Below are 18,401 nucleotides of genomic sequence, written 5' to 3'. Positions count from 1 at the left end.
TTGAGAACTACACAGTGGACGCGAGCATCTTGCAACTGATCTTTGATCGGTTGCACAAGATGATCTTAAAGATCATTAGTCAATTTCAAGCCAGGCCGTGTGTCTGGTGTCGATTCTGATTCAAACTCATGTGATTTATCAAGTCTTTAAGAGCAAACGGTGAATGCCTTGGCATCTGGAGCCGAAGAAGGACGTAGCAATCTGCGATAAGCCTCGGGGAACTGATAAGCAAGTTTTGATCCGAGGGTGTCCGAATGGGGAAACCCCGCTGGGCGGCGTGCCGACCTAGTGACTCCCGCCTGAATATATAGGGCGGGTAGAGGGAACGTGGGGAAGTGAAACATCTCAGTACCCACAGGAAGAGAAAGCAACCGCGATTCCGTTAGTAGTGGCGAGCGAAACCGGAACAGGCTAAACCTAGCGTGTGTGATAGCCGGCAGGCGTTGCACGTTGGGGGTTGTGGGACTTTTCAGTCATCTCTGCCGAGATGGCGGCGTTACAAGATGGTATAGACGAACGGTCTTGAAAGGCCGGTCATAGAGGGTGCCAACCCCGTAGTCGAAATGCCACCCTTGGCGCGAAGAGTATCCCAAGTAGCACGGGGCCCGTGAAATCCCGTGTGAATCTGTCAGGACCACCTGATAAGCCTAAATACTCCCAGATGACCGATAGCGGACAAGTACCGTGAGGGAAAGGTGAAAAGTACCCCGGGAGGGGAGTGAAATAGTACCTGAAACCGTTTGCTTACAAACCGTTGGAGCAGCCTTAGTAGCTGTGACAGCGTGCCTTTTGAAGAATGAGCCTGCGAGTTAGCGATATGTGGCGAGGTTAACCCGTTGAGGGGTAGCCGTAGCGAAAGCGAGTCTGAATAGGGCGATTCAGTCGCATGTCCTAGACCCGAAGCGAAGTGATCTATCCATGGCCAGGTTGAAGCGACGGTAAGACGTCGTGGAGGACCGAACCCACTTAGGTTGAAAACTGAGGGGATGAGCTGTGGATAGGGGTGAAAGGCCAATCAAACTTCGTGATAGCTGGTTCTCTCCGAAATGCATTTAGGTGCAGCGTTGCGTGTTTCTTGCCGGAGGTAGAGCTACTGGATGGCCGATGGGCCCTACAAGGTTACTGACGTCAGCCAAACTCCGAATGCCGGTAAGTGAGAGCGCAGCAGTGAGACTGTGGGGGATAAGCTTCATAGTCGAGAGGGAAACAACCCAGACCACCAACTAAGGTCCCAAAGCGCGTGCTAAGTGGGAAAGGATGTGGAGTTGCCTTGACAACCAGGAGGTTGGCTTAGAAGCAGCCACCCTTGAAAGAGTGCGTAATAGCTCACTGGTCAAGTGATTCCGCGCCGACAATGTAACGGGGCTCAAGCACGCCACCGAAGTTGTGGCATTGACATTATTGGTAGGCCTTCGTGGTCCAGCCGTGTTGATGGGTAGGAGAGCGTCGTGTGGCCAGCGAAGCGGCGGTGTAAACCAGCCGTGGAGGCTACACGAGTGAGAATGCAGGCATGAGTAGCGAAAGACGTGTGAGAAACACGTCCTCCGAAAGACCAAGGGTTCCAGGGTCAAGCTAATCTTCCCTGGGTAAGTCGGGACCTAAGGCGAGGCCGACAGGCGTAGTCGATGGACAACGGGTTGATATTCCCGTACCGGCGAAGAACCGCCCAAGCTAATCCAGTAGTGCTAAGTGTCTGAATCCCAGTGACTGATCCCTTCGGGGTGACGCGTTGGGCCTAGCGCACGACCCCATTCTGGTGCGGTTAGCGTATTAACAGGTGTGACGCAGGAAGGTAGTCCAGCCGGGCGATGGTTGTCCCGGTGCAAGTGCGTAGGCCGAGAGATAGGCAAATCCGTCTCTCACATAGGCTGAGACACGATGCGGATAAAAAGTGGATGATCCTATGCTGCCAAGAAAAGCATCGACGCGAGGTTCCAGCCGCCCGTACCCCAAACCGACTCAGGTGGTCAGGTAGAGAATACCAAGGAGATCGAGAGAATCGTGGTTAAGGAACTCGGCAAAATGCCCCCGTAACTTCGGGAGAAGGGGGGCCTTCGACGTATYAGGACTTGCTCCGAAAGCGTTTGGAGGCCGCAGAGACTAGTGGGTAGCGACTGTTTACTAAAAACACAGGTCCGTGCCAAGTCGCAAGACGATGTATACGGACTGACGCCTGCCCGGTGCTGGAAGGTTAAGAGGACCGGTTAGCCGCAAGGCGAAGCTGAGAATTTAAGCCCCAGTAAACGGCGGTGGTAACTATAACCATCCTAAGGTAGCGAAATTCCTTGTCGGGTAAGTTCCGACCTGCACGAATGGCGTAACGACTTCCCAACTGTCTCAACCGCGAACTCGGCGAAATTGCATTACGAGTAAAGATGCTCGTTACGCGCAGCAGGACGGAAAGACCCCGTGACCTTTACTATAGCTTTGTATTGGTGTTCGGTGTGGCTTGTGTAGGATAGGTGGGAGACTGTGAAGCATGGACGCCAGTTCATGTGGAGTCATTGTTGAAATACCACTCTGGTCACTCTGGATGTCTAACTTCGAACCGTAATCCGGTTCAGGGACAGTGCATGGTGGGTAGTTTAACTGGGGCGGTTGCCTCCCAAAAAGTAACGGAGGCGCCCAAAGGTTCCCTCAACCTGGTTGGCAATCAGGTGTCGAGTGTAAGTGCACAAGGGAGCTTGACTGTGAGACTGACAGGTCGAGCAGGGACGAAAGTCGGGACTAGTGATCCGGCAGTGGCTTGTGGAAGCGCTGTCGCTCAACGGATAAAAGGTACCTCGGGGATAACAGGCTGATCTTGCCCAAGAGTCCATATCGACGGCATGGTTTGGCACCTCGATGTCGGCTCGTCGCATCCTGGGGCTGGAGTAGGTCCCAAGGGTTGGGCTGTTCGCCCATTAAAGCGGTACGCGAGCTGGGTTTAGAACGTCGTGAGACAGTTCGGTCCCTATCCGCTGCGCGCGTAGGAAATTTGAGAGGATCTGACCCTAGTACGAGAGGACCGGGTTGGACGAACCTCTGGTGTGTCAGTTGTTCCGCCAGGAGCACCGCTGATTAGCTACGTTCGGGATGGATAACCGCTGAAAGCATCTAAGCGGGAAGCCGGCCTCAAGATGAGATTTCCATACCTTCGGGTGAGAGGCTCCCAGCCAGACTACTGGGTTGATAGGCCAGATGTGGAAGTGCAGTAATGCATGCAGCTGACTGGTACTAATAAGCCGATGACTTGATAACACACCGTTTGTTGGTGCTACGCGTCCACTGAGTGGTTCTCGATGTACGGTCGAGAACCGCATGACAATGACTTTGTTATGTGTTTTGATTGAAACATCTATAGTGTTTCGGCGGCCATAGCGTGAGGGAAACGCCCGGTTACATTCCGAACCCGGAAGCTAAGCCTCACAGCGCCGATGGTACTGCAGGGGGGACCCTGTGGGAGAGTAGGACACCGCCGGACTTCTTTTAAGCAAATGGCCACCCATCGTTGGGTGGCCATTTTGCGTTATGGACGACAGTGAGCGCCGTCAGGGAAACGCCCGGTTACATTCCGAACCCGGAAGCTAAGCCTCACAGCGCCGATGGTACTGCAGGGGGGACCCTGTGGGAGAGTAGGACACCGCCGGACTTCTTTTAAACAGAAAAGCCACCCAATGTTGGGTGGCTTTTCTGCGTTAACGTGCGAATTCGACGCGCGAGTACTTCACGTGCGATCGGGTGGCGCAGATGGGGCAGCTCTACGGCACCCGCTATCTCTTGAGTCGCGACTCGAGCACGGATGCGGTCTCGCGCACAGCGGCCGCGAGGACGCTCTCGTCGAGATCCGCCCCCGCCCAGGTCACCGCGACAGCGGCTACGGGCCACCCCGCGTGATCGCAGACGACCGCGCCGACGCTGCGAAGGCCTTCTGCCACCTCGCTGTCTTCGGTCGCATAGCCGCGTGCACGCACCGTGCGCAGCAGCTCGCGCAGTTCGCTCGGCTTCCGAGGCCCCAGTCCGGTGCGATCGGGAAACGCTGAGGCACTCGGGTAGAGCGCTCGCACCTGCTCGCGGGGGAGTGCCGCCAGCATCGCGCGCCCCGATGCGGTCAGGTGGGCAGGGAGCCTCACGCCGACATCGGTGATGAGGGCCTGGCGTCGTGGGGCTCGCTCCTCGACGATGTAGAGCACGTCGCCGCCGCTCATCACCGCGAGGTGCGCGCTCTCGCCGAGGCGGTCGGAGAGGGCCGCGACGAGAGGGCGCCCCAGACGTGCGAGCGGCTGCTGTCGCGCATACCCGCCGGCGAGCTCGAACGCCGAGGTGCCGAGACCCCACCGTCGATCCTCGCGGAGGTGAAGCACGAACCCGTGTTCGGCGAGAGTCGCCAGCAGGTGATAGACCGTCGAGCGCGGCAGCTCGAGTTCGCGAGCGATGGCTGATGCGGCGACCGGTGCCGGCCGGCCAGCGAGGTATCTCAGGATCCGCAGCGTGTTGTCGGCCGCCGGGACCTGAGCTGCGGCATCCGCCTTGTCTGGAATCACAGACAAAGGATCCCATGAACCGCTGTCGCCCGCGACCCTGCGGGTGTGGAATCGAGACATGACCGAACCGTCCCCTGTCCTCGTCGGCGATGCCCCACTGCGCCACGCCGATGTCGTCGCGGTCGCCCGCCACGGCGCACCCGTCATGATCAGCCCCGCAGCCCTCGCCCGAGTGGCGGACACGCGCCGGGTGATCGATGGACTCGCTGCCGATCCGCACCCGCACTACGGCGTCTCCACCGGGTTCGGTGCGCTCGCTACGACGTTCGTCGCTCCGGATCGCCGCCTGCAGCTGCAGGCCAGTCTGATCCGCTCCCACGCGGCCGGTACCGGCGCGGAGGTCGAGCGCGAGGTCGTGCGCGGACTGCAGCTGCTGCGACTGCAGACCTTGACCTCTGGGCGAACGGGAGTTCGGCCGGTCGTCGTCGAGACCTACGCGGGTCTGTTGAACGCCGGCATCACGCCGGTCGTTCGCGAGTACGGCTCGCTCGGCTGCTCGGGCGACCTCGCTCCTCTCGCGCACATCGCCCTCGCTGCGATGGGCGAGGGCGATGTCCGCGCAGCGGATGGCGAACTCGTCGCGGCGTCCGAGGCGCTCTCAGCCGCAGGCATCGACCCGCTCACGCTCGTCGAGAAGGAGGGGCTCGCGCTCATCAACGGCACGGATGGCATGCTCGGGATGCTCGTGCTGGCGCTGCACGACCTCGAGACCCTGCTGCTCACCGCCGACATGGCCGCGGCGATGTCGGTCGAGTCGCAGATGGGCACGGATGCCGTGTTCGCGGCCGACCTCATGGCTCTTCGTCCGCAGTCGGGACAGGCGGAATCGGCCTCGAACCTGCGGTCGTTCCTGCGGGACTCGCCGATCGTGCACAGCCACAAGGGTCCAGAGGACGGCCGCGTGCAGGACGCGTATTCGCTGCGCTGCTCGCCCCAGGTGCACGGAACCGCGCGCGACACGATGGGCTATGCCTCGATGATCGCCGAGCGAGAGCTCGCCAGCGTGATCGACAACCCGGTCATCACTGTCGACGGCCGCATCGAGTCGAACGGCAACTTCCACGGCGCGCCCGTCGCGGCCGTCCTGGACTTCCTCGCGATCTCCGTGGCAGACGTCGCTTCGATCTCGGAGCGCCGCACAGACCGGGCGCTCGATCCGGCCAGGAACCACGGCCTGCCCCCGTTCCTGGCCGACGAGGTCGGCGTCGACTCGGGGCTGATGATCGCTCAGTACGCTTCCGCAGGCATCGTCTCGGAGCTCAAGCGCCTCGCCGTGCCGGCATCCGTCGATTCGATCCCTTCGTCGGCGATGCAGGAGGATCACGTGTCGATGGGCTGGGCCGCGGCCCGCAAGCTCCGTCGGGCGATTGACGGACTCGGCCGTGTCATCGCCATCGAGATCCTCACCGGCGCCCGCGCGCTCGACCTGCGCGCCCCGCTGCAGGCAGGCCCTGCGACCGGTGCCGTGCGCGATCTGGTGCGCACCGTCGCCGCAGGGCCCGGACCTGACCGATTCCTCTCCCCAGACATGGAAGCCGTGACCGCACTCGTGCAGTCCGGCGCAATCGCCCGCATCGCAAAGGAGCACGCGCATGACTGACACGACGACCCCCGACTCGAGGACGACGACCGCGACCCCCGACTCGAGGACGACGACCGCGACGGGACCGCGCGTCGTTCGCGCCGCCCGCGGCAACCAGCGCACGGCCAAGAGCTGGGGCGCCGAAGCAGCCAAGCGCATGCTGATGAACAACCTCGACGCCGAGGTGGCCGAGCACCCCGAAGACCTCGTCGTCTACGGCGGCACCGGCAAGGCGGCGCGCAGCTGGGAGGCGTACGACGCGATCGTGCGCACCCTCGACGAGCTCGAACCCGACGAGACGCTGCTCGTGCAGTCGGGCAAGCCGGTCGGCGTCTTCCGCACGCACGAGTGGGCGCCGCGGGTGCTGATCGCGAACTCGAACCTCGTGGGCGACTGGGCGAACTGGCCCGAGTTCCGCAGGCTCGAAGAGCTGGGCCTGATCATGTACGGGCAGATGACCGCAGGGTCGTGGATCTACATCGGAACCCAGGGCATTCTGCAGGGCACCTACGAGACGTTCTCGGCCGTCGCCCGGTCGCTCGGCAGGGAGTCGCTGAAGGGCACGTTGACTCTGACCGGCGGCGCCGGCGGAATGGGTGGCGCACAGCCGCTGGCGGTCACCCTCAACGACGGAGCCGTGCTCATCGTCGACGTCGACGAATCGCGCCTCGCCCGTCGGGTCGAGCACGGCTACCTCGATGAGTACACGACCGACCTCGACGCGGCGATCGCCCGGGTCGTCGCGGCGAAGGACGCCGGCGAGGCTCTGTCGGTCGGTGTCGTGGGCAACGCGGCGGAGGTCTTCCCCGAGCTGCTGCGCCGCGGTGTGCCTATCGACATCGTCACCGACCAGACCAGTGCGCACGACCCGCTCGCCTACCTGCCCGTCGGCATCGCGGTCGCAGAGTGGAAGGCAGAGGCCGAGCGGGATGCCGAGGAGTTCACCCGCCGCTCGCGCGAATCGATGGCGCAGCACGTCGCCGCGATGGTGGCCTTTCAGGATGCGGGGGCCGCGGTCTTCGACTACGGCAACTCGATCAGGGCCGAGGCGCAGCTGGGTGGTTTCGACCGCGCCTTCGAGTTCCCCGGGTTCGTGCCGGCATACATCCGCCCGCAGTTCGAAGAGGGCCGCGGGCCCTTCCGCTGGGCCGCGCTCTCGGGGGACCCCGAGGACATCTACAAGACCGATCGTGCGATCGCGGAGCTGTTCCCCGAAGACAAGGCTCTGCATCGCTGGCTCGAGAAGGCCGGCGAGAAGGTGCACTTCGAGGGCCTGCCCGCCCGCATCTGCTGGCTCGGCTACAAAGAGCGTCACCTGGCGGGCCTCAAGTTCAACGAGATGGTGGCTTCCGGCGAGCTGGCCGCGCCGATCGTGATCGGCCGCGACCACCTCGACTCCGGTTCGGTCGCCTCCCCGTACCGCGAGACCGAGGCCATGAAGGACGGGTCGGATGCCATCGCCGACTGGCCGCTGCTGAACGCGCTGCTGAACACGGCATCCGGGGCGTCGTGGGTGTCTCTGCACCATGGCGGCGGCGTCGGGATCGGCCGCTCGATCCACGCCGGCCAGGTCACCGTGGCCGACGGCTCGGCGCTCGCCGCCGAGAAGCTCGAGCGCGTGCTCACCAACGACCCCGGCACGGGCGTCATGCGACACGTTGACGCGGGGTACGAGCACGCTCGCGACATCGCCCGCGAGCGCGGCCTGAAGGTGCCGATGCTGTGAGCACCTCGCTGATCACGAACATCGCTGAGCTGACGACCAACGTCGCCTCATCCGACGGCGACCGCTTCGGCACTCTCGTCGATGCGGCCGTTCTCATCGACGGCGGGCGCATCGCCTGGGTCGGCTCGGCCGACGACGCACCGGACGCCGACGAGGTCGTGGACACGGGCGGACGTGCCGTCATCCCCGGGTTCGTCGACAGCCACAGCCACCTGGTGTTCGGGGGCGATCGTGCCGCCGAGTTCGAGGCGCGGATGGCCGGGCAGAAGTACGCGGCCGGCGGCATCCGCTCGACCGTCGCGGAGACCCGAGCGTCGAGCGACGATCAGCTGCGCGCGCGGCTGCGGGGATTCGTCGACGAACTGCTCGCTCAGGGCACGACGACGATCGAAATCAAGAGCGGCTATGGGCTGAGCGTCGCGGACGAGCAACGTCTCGTGCGCCTCGCTGCCGAGGTCACGCCGGAGGTGACGTTCCTCGGTGCCCATGTGGTTCCCGCGGACTACGCCGACCGTGCCGACGAGTACGTCGACCTGGTGACCGGGCCGATGCTCAACGCCTGTGCACCGCACTCGAAGTGGATCGACGTGTTCTGCGAGACCGGGGCGTTCTCGGTCGAGCAGTCGCGGAGGGTGCTCGACGCCGGCATCGCCAGGGGACTGATGCCGCGCGTGCACGCGAGCCAGCTCGGCCCGGGTGATGGAGTCCGTCTGGCGGTCGAGCTCGGCGCGTCATCCGTCGACCACGGCACCTACCTGACGGACGCCGACATCGCAGCGCTCGCCGGATCCGACACCGTGCTCACCCTGCTGCCCGGGGTCGAGTTCTCGACCAGGCAGCCGTATCCCGACGCCCGCCGGCTCATCGACGCGGGCGTCACCGTGGCGCTCGCATGCGACACGAACCCGGGGTCGAGCTTCACATCGTCCATGCCGTTCTGCATCGCGATCGCCGTGCGCGACATGGGGATGACACCCGCCGAGGCCGTATGGGCGGCGACCGCCGGGGGAGCGCTGGCACTGCGGCGCGACGATGTCGGCGTCGTCGCACCGGGGGCGCGGGCCGATCTCGTGCTGCTGAAGGCACCCACCCGCATCCACCTGGCCTACCGCCCGGGGGTGCCGCTCGTCGAGCAGGTCTGGAAAGACGGTGTCGCGGTCTTCGCGGCTCGCGGAATGGAGGATCATGGCCCTGTCGCACGATGACCTCTGGCCGCGTGCCGGGTCGTGGCCCGCGTTCGCCGCAGGGGATGACGCCGATGCTGTGCTGCTCGGCGTTCCTACGTGGCGCACCTCGCTGTCGCCGACCGGCGCGCACGCGACACCCGCCGCGATCCGGGAGGCGCTCACCCGCTACAGCGCCACCCTGATGGGTCCGCCGGTCGTCGACCTCACCGAGGCGCTGCGCATGCTCGACGCCGGTGACGTGGTGGAGCCGGACGGAGAGGACGGCATCGCTGCGACGGTCGCGCGGGTGCGCGAGCTCTCCGACGCAACGCGCCTCGTCATCGCGCTCGGTGGCGACAACGCGCTGACCTACCCGGTCGCGCGGGGAGCGGGGGCGACCGGATTGATCACGATCGATGCGCACTTCGACCTGCGCGACGGGATCTCGAACGGGTCGCCGGTGCGTCGACTCGTCGAGGATGCGCCGGATGGCGAACGGATCGATCCGGCGCGGATCGTCCAGATCGGCATCGCGGACTTCGCGAACTCCGCCGCGTACGCCGCGCGCGCCGCCGACTGGGGCATCCGCGTGATCACCCTCGACGAGGTGCGACGAAGGGGCATCGCCGAGGTCGTCGCCGAAGCCACGCGCATCGCGGGATCGGGTCCTGGCGCCCGCATCCACCTCGATGTCGACGTCGATGCGGCCGATCGCGCCGCAGCGCCCGGTTGCCCGGCATCCGTCCCCGGCGGCTTCGCCGCGTGGGAGCTGCGCGCCCTCGTCCGCTCGATCGTCGCGGACCCGCGGGTCGTCAGTGCGGACATCGCCGAGGTCGACGCGACGGCCGACACCGATGACATGCGCACGGTGCGACTCGCCGCGCTGTGCGTGCTCGAGATGCTCGCCGCCCTCGCAGCGCGCTGACCGGCAGAGGCTCCTGGATTCGCGGTAGCAGGGCATCGGGCATTCGCTCGTTCGCGGCGGGTTGTTAGGCTCGAGCGATGTTCGACGACGAGGTTGCTCTCCCGGGTGGAAACGCTTCGGGCGATCAGACGGTGCGAGTCGGCGCGACGGTGCGGAAGCCGTGGTCGAGCTCGACGGAGTCGGCGGCACGATACATGGGCTGGATCCGCAGCGCAGGGGTCGATGTCCCGGACTGGCGCGGTCGCGATCGGGACGGGCGTCAGGTGCTCGAATTCGTGCCAGGGGACCTTGCGATGAATCTGGGCCCGCTCTCCGACAGCACGCTGCGACGCGTCGGAGCGATGGCCAGGCGGATTCACGATGCCAGCGAGTCGTACGAGGACACTGCCGCCACCTGGGACATTCTGATCCCACCGCCCGGCACGGCGGATCTGGTGTGTCACAACGACCTCGCTCCCTGGAACCTCATCGTCGGAGAGGAGCGACTGGTGTTCATCGACTGGGACGGGGCCGGCCCGAGCACTCGGCTCTGGGACCTCGCCTATGCGGCGCAGGCATTCGCGGTTCTGGACGAGTCTCAACCGGTGCCTCATGCCGCACGCCGTCTCCGCGCGTTCGTCGACGGGTACGCCGCCGACGCGGATCTTCGGGCTGCGCTGCCGGATGCGATGCTCCAGCGGACTCAGGCGATGTACGACCTGCTCCGCGACTCCCATGCCCATGGCCGCGAACCGTGGGGGACGATGTTCATTGAAGGGCATGGCGACTTCTGGTCCTCCACCGTGGAGTACGTCGGGCGCCACATGGACGCGTGGCACGACGCCCTCACAGTCGACGGCCCCCGACCGCCTCGATAGGGGTGTCTGCCGGCTGAGAGGTCGGTGAGGTCAGACTCCGGGAATCAGCAGATGCGCGATCGTGAAGATGGCGAGACCCGCGAGCGCGCCGACGAACGTGCCGTTCAGACGGATGTACTGCAGGTCGCGGCCGACCATGAGCTCGATCTTCTCGGTGGTCTCGACCGGGTCCCAGCGCTCGACGGTGTCGGTGATGATCGACGCGATGTCGTGGCGATAGCGATCGACGAGGAACACCGCGGCATCCGACACCCACGTGTCGACGCGGTGCTGCAGCGCGGCATCCGTCGTCAGTCTCTGGCCGACCTCCTGCAGGGCCTGAGCCGCGCGGACGCGCAGCCCGCTCTCGGGGTCGGCGAGGGCGGCGAGCAGTCCGTTCTTCGCCGTGTTCCACGCCTCGGCGGCGAGGGCGCCCACGCGGGGGCTGTCGAAGAGCGACGACTTGGCGTTCTCGAGCTTGGCGCGCGTCTCCGGGTCGTTCTGCAGGCTGTCGGCGAGGCGGGCGAGGTACCCGTCGACCGCGAGACGGGCCGGATGCTGCGGATCGGCCTGCACGGCGCGGACGAACTTCACGGCCTCGTTGTAGGCCGTGTCGTCGACGAACCGGTGCGCGAGCTTCGGCACCCATCCGGGCAGCCTGCGTGAGATGAGACCCGAGAACGACTCGGCGTTCGCGTCCAGCCAGCGGCCGATGCTGTCGGCCGCGAGGTCGACGGCGCCGTGATGCGCGCCGGCCTCGACGATCTTCTCGAGCCAGGCGCCGGCGGGCGGGCCCCACTCGGGGGAGACGAGGTGCTCACGGGCCAGGTCTGTGATGAGGTCGCGCACGTCGTCGTCGCTGAGTGCGTTGAGTACGGCGGTCGCGATCGTCGCTCCCTCGGCGCCCACGCGCTCGGCGTGGGCGGGTTCGCTCAGCCATTCGCCGGCGCGCTTGGCGATCGCGGTGCTGGCCAGCTTGGTGCGCACGACGCTCGCCTCGAGGAAGTTCGTCTCGACGAACTCGCCGAGCGTGCGGCCGATCTCGTCCTTGCGGTTCGGGATGATCGCGGTGTGCGGGATCGGCAGGCCGAGTGGACGACGGAACAGCGCGGTCACGGCGAACCAGTCGGCCAGGGCGCCGACCATCCCGCCCTCTGCGGCGGCCCGGACGTAGCCCAGCCAGGGTTGACGCTCCTGGAACGCGAACGCGAAGACGAAGACGACGGCCATGAAGATCAGTGCGCCGAGCGCGACCGCCTTCATGCGCCGAAGGGCGCGAAGTCGTTCCTGGTCTGCGGGCGACAGGAGCGCCATGGGGGTTCGCGGCATGACGTCATCCTTTCATGCGGGAGTACCCTCGAAACGTGATCGAAGACATCAAGAAGCGTGCACTGCACCGCACCAGCATCCTCGAGGGTCAGATGCGCGGAGTCGCGCGGATGATCGAGAACGAGGAGTACTGCATGGACATCATCACGCAGTCCCGCGCGATCCAGCGCTCTCTGGAATCCCTCAACCGTCTGCTGCTCGAGAACCACCTGCGCACGCACGTGACGCACATGTTCGACGAGGGTGGGGAGGAGCGCGACAAGGCTGTCGACGAGCTTCTCAAGGCGTTCGACTTCGACCGCAAGTAGCGCCGGGCTCCTCCTCTCGATCAGCGTCCGCCGCCGAACACCTCGCCCTCCATGGCGTCGTAGCCCTCGGCCTGCGGGTCTCCGTGCGAACCGCCCGACAGCGCGTATTCCTCCTCGGGGGAGAGCACGAGACGGTGTCGGAAGAAGAGGCCGAAGCCGAGCAGGATGATCGCGTAGACGATCGCGATCGCGATGATCGCCGGGCCGAACGTGGGGTTGAGCAGGAATCCGACGAAGATCAGTGCGGCGATCACGAGCGCGATGACCGCTCCAGGGATCCCCCAGGGGCTGACGTACGGGCGGTCGACGTTCGGGAACTTCTTGCGCAGGATGATGAACGACACGAGCTGCAGGCCATAGGCGACGACGGCTCCCCATACGGCGATGTTCAGCACGATCGCGCCTGCCACGGTGCCCGCACCCTCGGAGTCGACGGCGGTGAGCACGTCGAGGACGATCAGAGCGATGAAGCCGATGGCAGCACCCACCGTGAGCGCGACCCAGGGGGTCTGACGCTTGCCGGTGAGCGAGAGGAAGCGCGGGTAGTACCCGGCCCGCGACAGCGAGTACATGTTGCGTCCGTAGGCGAACATGATGCCCTGCAGCGAGGCGAGCAGGCCGATGAGTGCGAACAGCGCGAGCACGGCGGCGAGCTGGTCGCCGACGATCGCGCGGAAGCCGTCGAGCAGCGGTTCGCCCGCGGTGCCTGTCGCTTCGGCGCCGAGCACGCCGGTGTTGAGGAACAGCACGAGGAGGCCCGTGACGATGAGGGTGCCGCGAGCCCAGAACCCCGCCTTGGGGATGTCTCGCGTCGGGTTGTGCGACTCCTCAGCCGCGAGCGGCAGCTCTTCGATGCCGAGGAAGAACCACATCGCGAAGGGCAGGGCGAACAGGATCGGCAGGACGCCGTGCGGGAGGAACGCCGTCTGGCCCTCGTCGGGAACGATGTCCCACAGGGCATCCCACGAGAACGCGCCCGAGAAGAGCGCCATGGCCGAGAAGACCAGGATGATCCCGATCGAGATCACCGAGACGATGATCGCGAAGCGGAACGAGATGGCGGCGCCCGCGGAGTTCAGGGCGATGAAGACGATGTAGAGGATGAGGTACCAGACCCATCCGGGCAGCTCGAGGCCCAGCAGCTCACTCGTGATGCCGTTGGCATACGACGCCGAGAAGTAGACGATCACCGCCGTGGTCGCGACGTACTCGATGGTCTCGGCCGCTCCGGTGACGAGGCCGCCCCACGGACCCATGGCCGAGCGGGCGAACGAGTAGGCGCCCCCGGTGTGCGGCATCGCGGCCGCCATCTCGCCGATGGCGAAGATCATGCCGTAGTACATCGCGACGAGGATGGCGAAGGCGATGAGCATCCCGCCGAAGCCCGCGAAGTCGATGCCGAAGTTCCACCCGGAGAAGTCGCCCGAGATCACGGCGGCGACCGCGAGACCCCACAGACCCCACACCCCGGCGGATCTCTTCAGGGTGCGTTTCTCGAAATACTCACTCCCGGCGCGTGTATAGGTCGCTCCGGCGACCTTGCGGGATTCATTGCTCTGCTGGGACATCCGCTCTCCGTTCGCATGCGTGCAGGCGCCGGGTGCACCTTGCGGATGATTGTGACAGTCAATGGTGGTTTCGTCTACCTTTAAACGCGAAGGTGATCTACTCTGAGGGCGAAGCCGGTCGGCCGACCGCTTCACCGCACGAGAACGGAGCGTCAGATGTCGGGCAACTTGAGCATCGAACAGCTGGATGCCGGCATCGCCGCCGGCGAGATCGACACGGTGATCGTGGCCTTCGCGGATGCGCAGGGGCGACTGGTCGGCAAACGCGTGTCGGCGCGGCTGTTCCAGGAGGACATCCTGGCTCACGGGGCCGAGGCCTGCGACTACCTGCTCTCGGTCGACGTCGACATGAACACGGTCGACGGCTACGCGATGTCGGGCTGGGATCGCGGCTACGGCGACATGGTGCTCAAGCCCGAGGTCGAGACGCTGCGCAACATCCCGTGGCTCGACGGCACAGCTCTCGTGATGGCCGACCTCGTGTGGCAGAACGGCGAGCCGGTGGGGCCGTCGCCACGGGCCATCCTCGACCGGCAGCGCGATCGTCTCGCCGAGCGCGGCTGGACCGCCTACTCGGGCACGGAGCTCGAGTTCATCGTCTTCGACAACACCTATCGCGACGCCTGGGCCCGCAAGTACGAGGGACTGACGCCCGCGACCGACTACAACGTCGACTACAACCTGCTCGCCTCGACCCGCATGGAGCCGCTGCTGCGCGACATCCGCAACAGCATGGACGGGGCAGGGCTCTACTGCGAGGGCGTGAAGGGCGAGTGCAACTTCGGTCAGCAGGAGATCGCGTTCCGCTATGCGGAGGTGCGAGAGACCGCCGACCAGCACGCGATCTACAAGAACGGTGCGAAGGAGATCGCCGAGCAGCACGGGCAGGCGCTCACGTTCATGGCCAAGTTCAACGAGCGCGAGGGCAACAGCTGCCACATCCACCTCTCGCTGCGCGACGACTCCGGCGCTCCCGTCATGGCGGGAGACGGCGAGCACGGTTTCAGCCCGGTCATGGAGCACTGGATCGCCGGCATCCTCGCCACCCTGCGCGAGTTCACCCTGCTGCTCGCACCGAACATCAACTCGTACAAGCGCTTCGCCAAGGGCAGCTTCGCCCCGACCGGAGTCGCGTGGGGCATAGACAACCGCACATGCGCGCTGCGCGTGGTCGGGTCGGGCTCGGGGCTGAGGGTCGAGAACCGTGTGCCCGGCGGAGACGTGAACCCCTACCTCGCCATCTCGGCGATCATCGCGGGCGGTCTGTACGGCATCGAGAACGAGCTGCCGCTGCCCGAACGCTTCACCGGCAACGCCTACGAGGCGGGTGTCGACCACCTGCCGACGACCCTGCGTGAGGCGGCGAAGCTCTTCAGCGAATCGGCCGTCGCGAGAGCGGCGTTCGGAGACGACGTGGTCGAGCACTACCTGAACCAGGCCCGCATCGAGGTCGAGGCCTACGACGCGGCCGTCACCGACTGGGAGCGCATCCGTGGCTTCGAGCGCCTCTGACCCCGCGCCGCTGATCGGCGTCACCACGTATCTCGAGCGCGCGCAGCAGGGGGTGTGGGATGTGCGGGCGGCGTTCCTGCCCGAGCAGTACCTCACGAGCGTGACCTCGGTAGGCGGCATCGCGCTGCTCCTGCCTCCGCAGGATCCGGATGCCGCGGACGCGGCGATCTCGGGCATGCACGGCCTCGTGCTCTCAGGTGGCGCGGATGTGGCCCCCGAGCTGTACGGAGAGGACCGGCATCCGCTCACCGACCCCGCCCGCGTCGACCGTGATGCATGGGAGCTCGCCCTGTTCCGGGCGGCGGAGCGCCGTGGCATCCCGGTGCTCGCGATCTGCCGCGGTCTGCAGCTCGTGAACGTCGCCCGCGGCGGCACCCTGCAGCAGCATCTGCCCGAATCGCTCGGCACCGAGAAGTACCGCATCGGCGGCGGCGTCTTCGCCGAGAACGACGTCGAGGTGTCGACCGACACTCCGCTCGCCGAGATCATCGGCGAGACCGAGATGCGCGTGCACAGCTACCACCACCAGGGCATCGGCCGCCTCGGCGACGGTCTCGTGGCGGCGGCGCACTCCGACGATGGTCTCGTGCAGGCCTTCGTCGACACCTCGGCCGGTCACATCGTCGGCGTCCAATGGCACCCCGAGGAGAACGCCGAGGATCGGCGGCTCTTCACCGATCTCGTCGCACAGGCCCGCGCGTTCGCCGCGCGGCGGAAGGAGTACGCCCGATGAGCGCGTTCACAGTCATCAACCCATCGACCGGAGCGGCGATCCGCGAGATCGCGCGCGCCGACATCGGAGAGACGGATGCCGCGATCGCGCGCGCCGTCGTGGCGCAGCGCCGATGGGCCGCGCTCGCCCCGGTCGCTCGGGCCGATGCCCTCCGCGCGTTCGCTCGCACGGTCGAGGCCGCGGCCGAAGAGCTCGCCCAGCTCGAGGTGCTGAACTCCGGGCATCCGATCGGTTCCGCCCGATGGGAGGCCGGTCACGTCGCGCAGGTCCTCAACTACTACTCCGCCGACCCTGAGCGACTGTCCGGCCGGCAGATCCCGGTGGCAGGCGGACTCGATGTCACCTTCCACGACCCCTACGGCGTGGTCGGCGTCATCGTGCCGTGGAACTTCCCGATGACGATCGCCGCCTGGGCGTTCGCGCCGGCGCTCGCCGCAGGGAACGCCGTGGTGCTGAAGCCCGCCGAGCTCACCCCTCTCACGGCCATCCGCCTCGGCGAACTCGCTTTCGAAGCGGGGCTCCCCGAAGGACTCTTCGAGGTCGTCACCGGATCGGGCTCGGTCGTCGGGCAGCGGCTCGTCGAGCATCCGGATGTCCGCAAGGTCGTGTTCACCGGGTCGACCGAGGTCGGCATCGAGGTCGCGGCCGGATGCGCCCGAGCGCTCAAGCCCGTCACGCTGGAGCTCGGCGGCAAGAGCGCCAACATCGTCTTCGCCGACGCGGACCTCGAGAAGGCCGTCGCGGCGGTTCCGGGTTCGGTGTTCGACAACGCGGGTCAGGATTGCTGCGCCCGCAGCCGGCTGCTGGTGCAGCGATCGGTGTACGACCGATTCCTCGAACTGCTCGAGCCCGCTGTCGCTGCGTGGCGAGTAGGAGACCCGTCGAGCACCGACACCGACATGGGACCGCTCATCTCGGCCGCACACCGCGACACGGTCTCGGGGTTCCTCGACGACGCGAACATCGCCTTCCGCGGCAGCGCACCCGAGGGTGACGGCTTCTGGTTCGCCCCGGCCGTGGTGCTCGCCGATCCGTCCGACCGCATCGCGCAGCAGGAGGTGTTCGGCCCGGTCGTCGCGGTCATGCCGTTCGATGACGAAGCCGATGCGATCCGGCTCGCGAACGACACCGCCTACGGGCTCGCCGGCTCGATCTGGACCGAGAACCTCGGCCGCGCCGTGCGCGTCTCGCGGGGTGTTCAGAGCGGCGTGCTGTCGGTCAACTCGCACTCGTCGGTGCGATACGCGACGCCGTTCGGCGGCATGAAGGCCTCGGGTCTCGGGCGTGAGCTCGGGCCCGACGCCGCCGAGCACTTCACCGAGACCAAGAACGTCTTCTTCGCGACCGACGAATCCTGACAGCGACACCCGGCCCGACCTTTTCACTGCAACGGAGAAACACACATGAGCATCGATCTGACCCAGCGCCTCAAGGACCGCGTCGCCATCATCACGGGTGGCGCGAGCGGAATCGGCTTCGCCACAGCCCAGCGCTTCGCCGCCGAGGGCGCGTTCGTCGTCATCGCCGACGTCGACCCCGCCACGGGCGAAGCGGCAGCGGCCGAGGTGGGCGGAGCGTTCCGCATCGTCGACGTGGCCGACGAGGCCATGGTCAACACGCTCTTCGACGGGGTCGCCGCCGAGTTCGGGCGCATCGACATCGCGTTCAACAACGCCGGCATCTCGCCCGCCGACGACGACTCGATCGAGACGACCGAACTGCCGGCCTGGGATCGGGTGCAGGACGTGAACCTCAAGAGCGTGTACCTGTGCAGCCGCGCGGCGCTTCGCCACATGGTTCCGGCCGGTCGAGGCTCGATCATCAACACGGCCTCCTTCGTGGCGCTGCTGGGATCGGCCACCTCGCAGATCAGCTACACCGCATCGAAGGGCGGCGTGCTCGCGATGTCGCGCGAGCTCGGCGTGCAGTTCGCCCGGCAGGGAGTGCGCGTGAACGCCCTGTGCCCGGGACCGGTCAACACCCCGCTGCTGCAGGAGCTCTTCGCAAAAGACCCCGAGCGCGCGCAGCGCCGACTCGTGCATGTGCCGATGGGACGCTTCGCAGAGCCGTCCGAGCTCGCCGCCGCTGTGGCCTTCCTCGCCTCGGACGACTCGTCGTTCATCACCGCGAGCGCCTTCGTCGTCGACGGCGGCATCACCAACGCCTACGTCACCCCGCTGTGAAGCGCGATCA

General features: G+C 66.0%; 13 protein-coding genes and 3 rRNA genes. 13 read left to right on the top strand and 3 right to left on the bottom strand.

Annotated features, from left to right (window positions below; translation table 11 throughout):
• Positions 1-136: 136 nt before the first annotated feature.
• The 3 genes from ASF87_RS03955 (at position 137) to rrf (ASF87_RS03945) (ending at position 3,631) form a co-directional block, all read left to right on the top strand.
• A 23S ribosomal RNA gene (locus ASF87_RS03955) occupies positions 137-3,240 on the top strand.
• Between the two features lie 106 nt (positions 3,241-3,346).
• Positions 3,347-3,463, top strand: a 5S ribosomal RNA gene (gene rrf, locus ASF87_RS03950).
• 50 nt (positions 3,464-3,513) lie between these two features.
• Positions 3,514-3,631: ribosomal RNA gene (gene rrf, locus ASF87_RS03945) — 5S ribosomal RNA — on the top strand.
• 121 nt (positions 3,632-3,752) lie between these two features.
• Here rrf (ASF87_RS03945) and ASF87_RS03940 read toward each other — a convergent pair.
• Positions 3,753-4,529 carry an IclR family transcriptional regulator gene (locus tag ASF87_RS03940; RefSeq protein ID WP_056376325.1) on the bottom strand — a complete coding sequence of 259 codons (777 nt, stop codon included), beginning with the start codon at positions 4,527-4,529 and terminating at the stop codon, positions 3,753-3,755.
• A gap of 52 nt (positions 4,530-4,581) precedes the next feature.
• Between ASF87_RS03940 and hutH the strand changes: the two genes are divergently transcribed.
• The 5 genes from hutH (at position 4,582) to ASF87_RS03915 (ending at position 10,779) form a co-directional block, all read left to right on the top strand.
• The gene (hutH, locus tag ASF87_RS03935) at positions 4,582-6,123 is read left to right on the top strand and encodes a histidine ammonia-lyase (RefSeq protein WP_056374327.1); all 1,542 of its coding nucleotides are present in this window, start codon (positions 4,582-4,584) and stop codon (positions 6,121-6,123) included.
• Entirely contained in the window at positions 6,116-7,831 is a 1,716-nt protein-coding gene (gene hutU, locus ASF87_RS03930) for a urocanate hydratase (protein ID WP_056374325.1), read from the top strand. The genes hutH and hutU overlap by 8 nt, the downstream gene beginning before the upstream one ends.
• Positions 7,828-9,036, top strand: a complete 1,209-nt coding sequence (hutI, locus tag ASF87_RS03925) for an imidazolonepropionase (protein WP_056374324.1) — start codon at positions 7,828-7,830, stop codon at positions 9,034-9,036. The genes hutU and hutI overlap by 4 nt, the downstream gene beginning before the upstream one ends.
• Positions 9,017-9,922, top strand: coding sequence for an arginase family protein (locus ASF87_RS03920; protein WP_056374322.1), 906 nt, complete (start codon positions 9,017-9,019; stop codon positions 9,920-9,922). Before hutI ends, ASF87_RS03920 begins: the two co-directional genes overlap by 20 nt.
• Positions 9,923-9,999: 77 nt before the next feature.
• Positions 10,000-10,779 (top strand): phosphotransferase, encoded by a 780-nt coding sequence (locus ASF87_RS03915; protein WP_056374321.1) that lies wholly within the window; start codon positions 10,000-10,002, stop codon positions 10,777-10,779.
• A gap of 30 nt (positions 10,780-10,809) precedes the next feature.
• On the opposite strand, the gene ASF87_RS03910 is transcribed toward ASF87_RS03915, so the two are convergent.
• Positions 10,810-12,087, bottom strand: coding sequence for a DUF445 domain-containing protein (locus ASF87_RS03910; RefSeq protein ID WP_056374319.1), 1,278 nt, complete (start codon positions 12,085-12,087; stop codon positions 10,810-10,812).
• Positions 12,088-12,122: 35 nt separating this feature from the next.
• On the opposite strand from ASF87_RS03910, the gene ASF87_RS03905 reads away from it, so the two are divergent.
• Positions 12,123-12,395, top strand: a complete 273-nt coding sequence (locus ASF87_RS03905) for a metal-sensitive transcriptional regulator (protein WP_042537810.1) — start codon at positions 12,123-12,125, stop codon at positions 12,393-12,395.
• Between the two features lie 20 nt (positions 12,396-12,415).
• On the opposite strand, the gene ASF87_RS03900 is transcribed toward ASF87_RS03905, so the two are convergent.
• A complete protein-coding gene (locus ASF87_RS03900; protein ID WP_056374316.1) occupies positions 12,416-13,963 on the bottom strand; it encodes an amino acid permease in 1,548 nt (515 codons plus the stop codon).
• Positions 13,964-14,119: 156 nt separating this feature from the next.
• Between ASF87_RS03900 and ASF87_RS03895 the strand changes: the two genes are divergently transcribed.
• From ASF87_RS03895 to ASF87_RS03880, 4 genes are read left to right on the top strand one after another with little or no spacing between them, the layout of a single operon-like run.
• A complete protein-coding gene (locus ASF87_RS03895) occupies positions 14,120-15,475 on the top strand; it encodes a glutamine synthetase family protein (protein WP_056374315.1) in 1,356 nt (451 codons plus the stop codon).
• The gene (locus ASF87_RS03890; RefSeq protein WP_056374313.1) at positions 15,456-16,208 is read left to right on the top strand and encodes a gamma-glutamyl-gamma-aminobutyrate hydrolase family protein; all 753 of its coding nucleotides are present in this window, start codon (positions 15,456-15,458) and stop codon (positions 16,206-16,208) included. The genes ASF87_RS03895 and ASF87_RS03890 overlap by 20 nt, the downstream gene beginning before the upstream one ends.
• Complete coding sequence (locus tag ASF87_RS03885; RefSeq protein WP_056374311.1) at positions 16,205-17,566, top strand: aldehyde dehydrogenase family protein; 1,362 nt, start codon at positions 16,205-16,207, stop codon at positions 17,564-17,566. The genes ASF87_RS03890 and ASF87_RS03885 overlap by 4 nt, the downstream gene beginning before the upstream one ends.
• Positions 17,567-17,611: 45 nt before the next feature.
• A complete protein-coding gene (locus tag ASF87_RS03880; RefSeq protein ID WP_042537821.1) occupies positions 17,612-18,391 on the top strand; it encodes a 3-oxoacyl-ACP reductase in 780 nt (259 codons plus the stop codon).
• Positions 18,392-18,401 lie beyond the last annotated feature (10 nt).

The organism is Microbacterium sp. Leaf161, assembly GCF_001423645.1.
Taxonomy (GTDB): Bacteria; Actinomycetota; Actinomycetes; order Actinomycetales; family Microbacteriaceae; genus Microbacterium; species Microbacterium forte.
This window is presented reverse-complemented; position numbering and strand designations above follow the sequence as displayed.

Excerpts from the sequence above, each read along its gene's own strand:
- ASF87_RS03885 (WP_056374311.1), top strand. The coding sequence starts at position 16,205 with ATGAGCGCGTTCACAGTCATCAACCCATCGACCGGAGCGGCGATCCGC.
- ASF87_RS03915 (WP_056374321.1), top strand. The coding sequence starts at position 10,000 with ATGTTCGACGACGAGGTTGCTCTCCCGGGTGGAAACGCTTCGGGCGAT.
- hutH (WP_056374327.1), top strand. The coding sequence starts at position 4,582 with ATGACCGAACCGTCCCCTGTCCTCGTCGGCGATGCCCCACTGCGCCAC.
- ASF87_RS03920 (WP_056374322.1), top strand. The coding sequence starts at position 9,017 with ATGGCCCTGTCGCACGATGACCTCTGGCCGCGTGCCGGGTCGTGGCCC.
- ASF87_RS03900 (WP_056374316.1), bottom strand. The coding sequence starts at position 13,963 with ATGTCCCAGCAGAGCAATGAATCCCGCAAGGTCGCCGGAGCGACCTAT.
- hutU (WP_056374325.1), top strand. The coding sequence starts at position 6,116 with ATGACTGACACGACGACCCCCGACTCGAGGACGACGACCGCGACCCCC.
- ASF87_RS03910 (WP_056374319.1), bottom strand. The coding sequence starts at position 12,087 with ATGCCGCGAACCCCCATGGCGCTCCTGTCGCCCGCAGACCAGGAACGA.
- ASF87_RS03895 (WP_056374315.1), top strand. The coding sequence starts at position 14,120 with ATGTCGGGCAACTTGAGCATCGAACAGCTGGATGCCGGCATCGCCGCC.
- ASF87_RS03880 (WP_042537821.1), top strand. The coding sequence starts at position 17,612 with ATGAGCATCGATCTGACCCAGCGCCTCAAGGACCGCGTCGCCATCATC.